Source organism: Streptomyces sp. NPDC004031 (assembly GCF_053604375.1).
In genome coordinates this window covers 1-5362 of record NZ_JBSGHL010000124.1, presented here as the reverse complement: position 1 = coordinate 5362, position 5362 = coordinate 1, and the positions used below count along the sequence as shown (strand labels likewise).

8 protein-coding genes and 1 pseudogene are annotated in these 5362 nt (G+C 70.5%); 3 read left to right on the top strand and 6 right to left on the bottom strand.

From position 1 onward, the window contains the following. The first annotated feature begins 676 nt into the window (after positions 1 to 676). The 3 genes from ACWERV_RS36450 (at position 677) to ACWERV_RS36440 (ending at position 2345) form a co-directional block, all read left to right on the top strand. Entirely contained in the window at positions 677 to 1237 is a 561-nt protein-coding gene (locus ACWERV_RS36450) for a hypothetical protein (protein ID WP_452941158.1), read from the top strand. Further along, on the top strand, positions 1234 to 1716 hold the full coding sequence (locus ACWERV_RS36445; RefSeq protein WP_452941156.1) for a replication/maintenance protein RepL: 483 nt from the start codon (positions 1234 to 1236) through the stop codon (positions 1714 to 1716). The genes ACWERV_RS36450 and ACWERV_RS36445 overlap by 4 nt, the downstream gene beginning before the upstream one ends. A gap of 197 nt (positions 1717 to 1913) precedes the next feature. After that, positions 1914 to 2345: a hypothetical protein gene (locus ACWERV_RS36440; protein WP_452941155.1), complete on the top strand. Its 432-nt coding sequence runs from the start codon at positions 1914 to 1916 to the stop codon at positions 2343 to 2345. 111 nt (positions 2346 to 2456) lie between these two features. Here ACWERV_RS36440 and ACWERV_RS36435 read toward each other — a convergent pair whose 3' ends face one another. The 6 genes and pseudogenes from ACWERV_RS36435 to ACWERV_RS36410 form a co-directional block, all read right to left on the bottom strand. Next, entirely contained in the window at positions 2457 to 2699 is a 243-nt protein-coding gene (locus ACWERV_RS36435; RefSeq protein ID WP_452941153.1) for a hypothetical protein, read from the bottom strand. Then, complete coding sequence (locus tag ACWERV_RS36430) at positions 2696 to 2953, bottom strand: hypothetical protein (protein ID WP_452941151.1); 258 nt, start codon at positions 2951 to 2953, stop codon at positions 2696 to 2698. Before ACWERV_RS36430 ends, ACWERV_RS36435 begins: the two co-directional genes overlap by 4 nt. 685 nt (positions 2954 to 3638) lie before the next feature. Further along, a complete protein-coding gene (locus ACWERV_RS36425) occupies positions 3639 to 3863 on the bottom strand; it encodes a hypothetical protein (RefSeq protein ID WP_452941149.1) in 225 nt (74 codons plus the stop codon). 93 nt (positions 3864 to 3956) lie between these two features. After that, a complete protein-coding gene (gene tpg / locus ACWERV_RS36420) occupies positions 3957 to 4514 on the bottom strand; it encodes a telomere-protecting terminal protein Tpg (protein WP_452941147.1) in 558 nt (185 codons plus the stop codon). Between the two features lie 3 nt (positions 4515 to 4517). Next, entirely contained in the window at positions 4518 to 4982 is a 465-nt protein-coding gene (locus tag ACWERV_RS36415) for a protein kilB (protein ID WP_452941145.1), read from the bottom strand. A gap of 4 nt (positions 4983 to 4986) precedes the next feature. Beyond that, a pseudogene (locus tag ACWERV_RS36410) lies at positions 4987 to 5362 on the bottom strand (telomere-associated protein Tap); the annotation flags it as partial.

Below are 5362 nucleotides of genomic sequence, written 5' to 3'. Positions count from 1 at the left end.
CCTTGAGGACCTGGTGCCCGCTGACGCGGGCCGGGCTGGCTACAGGGGTGGGGGTCGCTCGTTCGTGTGGGTTCTAGTGTAGCGGGTGCATCGGGATGATGCGGCATGTAGCGTTGGCGGAAACGGAGGACAGCCCCCGGACACTGGAGCGGGATAACCTGTTTCACAGAGAGCGAATTTGCGTTTCGGGCCCATTGGTTTACGCGCGGAATTACGAGTTGGGAAGATGGGTACCTCAGCTGGAGAACGGTTCCCCGACTGAGGGGTGGCAGGAATTCCTGCGTGCGGAGGTGCCGGAGCCGAGTGGCCACTAGGCCGGGCAGCGGAACCCTCCCCCGATGGCGCTAGCCACGCCTGACGGAGTTCTGCTGGTGCCGCCTACGGTGCGTTCCGTGCCCACGGAGCTGGCGGCCGCTTGGGGTCACTGCGCGGCAACAGCGCGGGCCTTGGGGGCGCACCTCTAAAGATCAGATAGACGCGACGCTGTGACCTGCGAAAACGCGGGAGATGTATGCGCCCAGAGTGCATGCATCTCTGTCGCGGACGCCGAGATGGATGCATGTAGGTGACTAGATCGTTCCTGTCCAGCGACACGCCCGTGCCCTGCATGGATCCCATGCATAACATCGCAGTTCTGCTATGTTATGCGCCACCGACGATCATGGAGGAGAGGCCCGTGGCTCAGCCCTTGCGGCGCAGTGCGCAGGCGCCGGCGAAGGTGTCGCGGCTGGTCCCCGCGCCGCCCCCGCAGCAGGACGCAGTCAACGGCATGGAGTCGGCTCGGGACCTGCTGAAGCGGTTCGAGAAGCTCGCTCAGACCGGCGGCACGTTCACCACGGACCCCGAGCGCAGGCCGTACGTCTTCTACGGGCGCCAGCACCTGAGCACTTCCCAGGTGATCCAGGAGAACCTGTGGAAATTCAAGCTGTCCGCGACGTCCCGCGACGTGCTGGACCACATGGTGACCAACCACAACGACCAGGCCCTGGTGGAGATGACCCAGAGCAGCCTCGCTGTGAAGTTCGGCTGCTCGCAGTCGAAGGTTTCCCGGGCGGTCGGCCAGCTCAGCCGCCACAACTTCACCTGGAAGGAACGGCGCGGGGTGTACCGCCTCCACCCGCTCTACGCTTACCGGTGGGGCAGCGGGAAGCAGCGGCAGCTGGTGAAGTCGCTGGAGAAGGCACTGCTCGCGCACGAGATCGTCATCCCGACCGTGAGGAACGAGGCCACGCGATGAGCGACAACGTCCCCGGTTTCCACAACCCCGAGATGTTCGAGGTCCTGCCCAACGCCTGCCTGTCGCCGACGGCCCGCGACGTCTTCGACGTCCTGACCGCCCGCCAGAAGCCCGGCGGCCTGGTCCACATTCGGCAGCAGGACATCGCCGAACGCCTGGGGCTGACCCAGTCCGTCGTCTCCCGCTCGATCGGCCAGCTGCGGGACAAGGGCATCATCAGCGAGCGGCAGCGCAAGGGCACCGTGCTCATCCACCCGCTGCTGGCCGGCTACGAGTCGCTGGCCCACATGGTCAACCACCTGAAGAGCCCCGAGACGTTCGTGTGGCCGCTGAACTTCCCCACCGGTGACATCCGGCCCCCCCGCGCCCGCGACGCCCGGACAGGCACCGACTTCGACCCCGACCCCGACGGCGGCGAGGACGCCCCGCGCCCCGAGATCGCCCCCGAAGTCCGCCCCGACCTCCGACTGGCCGGCTGAACCACCGGGAGCAGCCCGCACCACACCACGGCGCCCTCCCGACCAGGAGTGGCGCCGTCGTCGTCCCCGGCCGGCGCGCGTACATCGTTCCCCTGGAGGGGAAAGCCCCGCGCCGGGCCGCCCGTTCGAGGGTTCCTTGAGCGCCCTGCCGCGCGCCGCCGGCCGACACCCCGGGCGGCCGCGGTAGGAGTGGAGGCGTGACGCACAACTTCGGCTTCCACTTCGCCCAGGAGCTGGGCAACCGCTTCGGTTCGTGCGCCGACCGGTGGCCCGAGAGCGCGGAACTGGTCACCCCGTTCTTCGCGATCGTCGTCAACGCCCTGGGCACGGCCGACGGCGTGCGGTGGTTCGAGGCAGCTCGCAGAGCCCACCAGCGTGCGGTCGACGCGGAGAAGACCGGTACCCACAGCTTCGGCTTCGCCCAGTACCTGGACACAGAAACCCGGGCGCACTCGGAACCCACCCTCCCCGTCGTGGCCGCCTTCGAAGCGCTGAAAGCCCTGTGGGAGGTCACCCGCCGGGACGCCAGCGTCGATGTCGACGAGTTCTTCGCGTGCGCGCTGCGGGCTTGCTCACGAGGCAGCAACCCGACCAGCGGCACACCGGTTGCTGCAGCTGCAACCGCGTAGGCGAACCTGAGCAGCAACCCGCCCGCTGCACGCGGTGAGGGCCGCCGCGTCCCGGCACAGCGCCTCAGCCACCACAGATGTGGCGCGGGGCCGGAGTCGCCTGCTGAGCAGCTACGTTCGGTGGGTGCACTGCGCGCAGGTCGGGCAGTCGTCGCACTGCTCGCACCAACCGCGCGGGGCTCTGGGGCAGTCGCATACCGGGTTGTAGTCCGGGTCGTCGTCTCCTTCGAACCATGGCTCGCCCAGCGGCGGCAGTCCGGTGACGTGGACCCGGCCGTCATCGGTGAGCGTGGAGACCCGGACACCGCAGCCGGTGGTCCGAGTCCACACCGCGACGGTTCGGTCGGCGCTCATGACACCGCCCCCCGGGCGCGGGTGTGGGCGACCATCTCCGCGAGCAGCTGCTGCCCCGGGGTGGACTCCTCCACCAGGGGCAGGCCGACCGGACCGGGCGAGGCCTCGGTGCAGCGCTCGCACTCGGGCCAGCCGGGGCAGCACACGATCTGCTCGCCCTGGTCCCGCCCGGCCGCGATGTTGGGCACCCACGCCTTTCTCGGCGGCGGCCCGTCCGGCAGCCAGTGCAGCGGGCCGTCGTCGTTCCACTCCACCCGCACCTCCTCGGGCTCCCCCGTCGACGGCGAGACCCGGAGGGCCGTAGCGACGTGGCGACCGGTGTGCCCACGCGCCTCCACGCACGGCACCGCAGCGCCACAGGGGAACTTCCAGCACTCGGCCCGCGGCCACCGCCGGCCACCGCCGCGGTGATCGCCGTCGTGCGCGGGCACGCCTGTGCACAGCACGGCTGATCCGGGATCGGGCGCGCCGCAGTGGACACTCATGAAAAGCCTTCCGGATCGAGTCGAATACCCCTGTGTACCAGCTCCACCGGCGGTCCGCTCAGAAAAATGCACATCGGGTGAAAATCGCCTCCAGCTTCTCCGTTTGTGGATCATAATTCCGAAATAAAAACCTGCGTGACCAGCTCCTGCGGCTCTGTCTTTCGCCGCTTCCCCCTCGCGATGTTTGTCAGCGTGGCATCAGGGTCGGCGTCTGCAGGACACGACCGCCGGTCGCCCGGCTGGCCTGCTTCTCCCAGGCCGCATGCCAGGCACGCAGTTCGTCCTCGGTGTAGCAGACGGTTTGCCCGGCCGGCTCGCCGGGCGAAAAGGTCGACGAAGTCCGTCTTCGGCATCGTCGCGTCGGAGCTGCTGCTGGTACGCCGGCTCCCGTACGTCGAAGAGCTGAGCGGGGCAGCGAGGGCGTATCGGCCGCCACCTGTATCGCGACGGGCGTTCAGTCTTCGGCGTCGCCCGGCTCCGGTGCGGTATCGAACCCGGCTTGTTGAAGCGCGGCGAACAGGGCGGTGGCTGTCTGGTCGCTGGGGGCGTCCCGCAGGGCATGGGCGGCGGAGACCACGGTAGCGGCCTGGTCAGGCGGGAGATCGCGCCACTGCGCGGCGAGCTGGTCCAGCGAGGCGGTGTCGGCGGGGGTGGGCTCGGGCAGGTCGGAGGTGGTCACGTGTCGTCCTAACGGGCTTGGAGGTGGGGGCCGTCGTGGGCGGGATGTCGGTCGCGGCACTGGCGGGTGGCCCGTGCCTGCGTCCACCGGTGTTCAGAAGTCGAGTTCGATGTAGTCGATGTCGGTGAACTCGACTTCGAGGTCGGCCGCGCGGCGGCCGCGGTCCTTGAAGTAGATCTCCTGGAGCCCTTCGGCGGCGATGCGCTGCAGCTGCTGCTCGGTGGCGCCGGCGGACTGCGCGTCGAACAGCCGGGCGGCGTAGACGGGCGGGAGGTGCTGGGTGATGCGGCGCATCCGGGAGTCGTCGGTGCTGCCGGGGGCTGCGGTGTAGCCGAAGCGGGCCCGGGTCTCGATGACGATGCCGCCCCTGGAGGCGGCCTGCTTCTTCGCGCGCTGTTGGACGCGGGGCTGCCAGTCCTTGCGGACCTCCCGTTCGAGGCGGGCCGCGAGGTCCGCGCGGGGGCGGCGCAGGGTGCCTTTGAGGTAGCGCTCGACGGTGCGCTGGGTGACGCCGAGCCGGGCGGCCGCGGCGCGGGTGGAGCCTTTCTCGGCCTTGACCAGGAAGCGCATCTGGGCCTGCGCGCTCTTCGGGATGGGGCGGGTTGCGGTGTTCGCGGCCGCCCGGCGGAGTGCGTCGTCGATCTCGCCCACGGGTCAGGCTCCTTGGATCGTCAGGGTGCGGCCGGCGGCGGCGACCAGGTCGTCGGTGGCGGTGATGGCGTGCTCCCGCATCGCTGCGAGGGCGTCGAGGTCGGTAGCGCCGCGTAGGTCGAACGCGGCCTGGGCAGCGGCGCGGGCCGCCGGGGCGAGGCCGGGCTCAAGGACGGAGACGGTGACGAGCGGGCCGGTGACCGCGGAGCGGGTGGCGTGGCTGTCGGTTCGGGCCGTGTCGTAGTCGGTGGCGGGGGCGCCGGTCAGGCGGAGGTGCTCACGGCGCCACATGGTCCGGCGGTGGTCGCCTATCGCCGCCACCAGCGCGCCGAGAGCGGCGCGCAGGTCGTCCGCGCGGCGGTCGGCGCGGTCGGCGATGCGGGCCGCACGGGTACTGCGGGCCTGGAGTAACGCCGTGAGCAGGCCGCCGAGCAGGGTGCCGGCCACCGCGATGACGGTGTCGCCCACGAGGTCACTCTCCTTCGTCCGGGGCGTCGTCGCCCTTGATGTGGCGGGCGGGGTTGTGCTGCTGTTCAAGCAGGCCGACGGCCCAGTACAGCTCGCGGGTCCCCTCGTGCTTGACCATCCCCGGGGAGACACCGAGCCGGAACGTGCCCGGGGCGGGCTTGCCCGCGGTGTCGTAGGGGAGGACGTCCAGCGGCGAAGGACCGGTCGAGGGGTAGACGGCGCAGTCCGACAGCAGCGCGACCGGCATGAGCGCCTGGTCGCCGAAGCGGACCGTCCACACCCCGGCGTCCTGGGCCGGGGGCAGGACGCCGCCGGTCGCGGCCGCGGTCTTCAGCAGCTTGCGGTGCATGTTGACCCGGGCCGCGGAGATGACCGCGGCG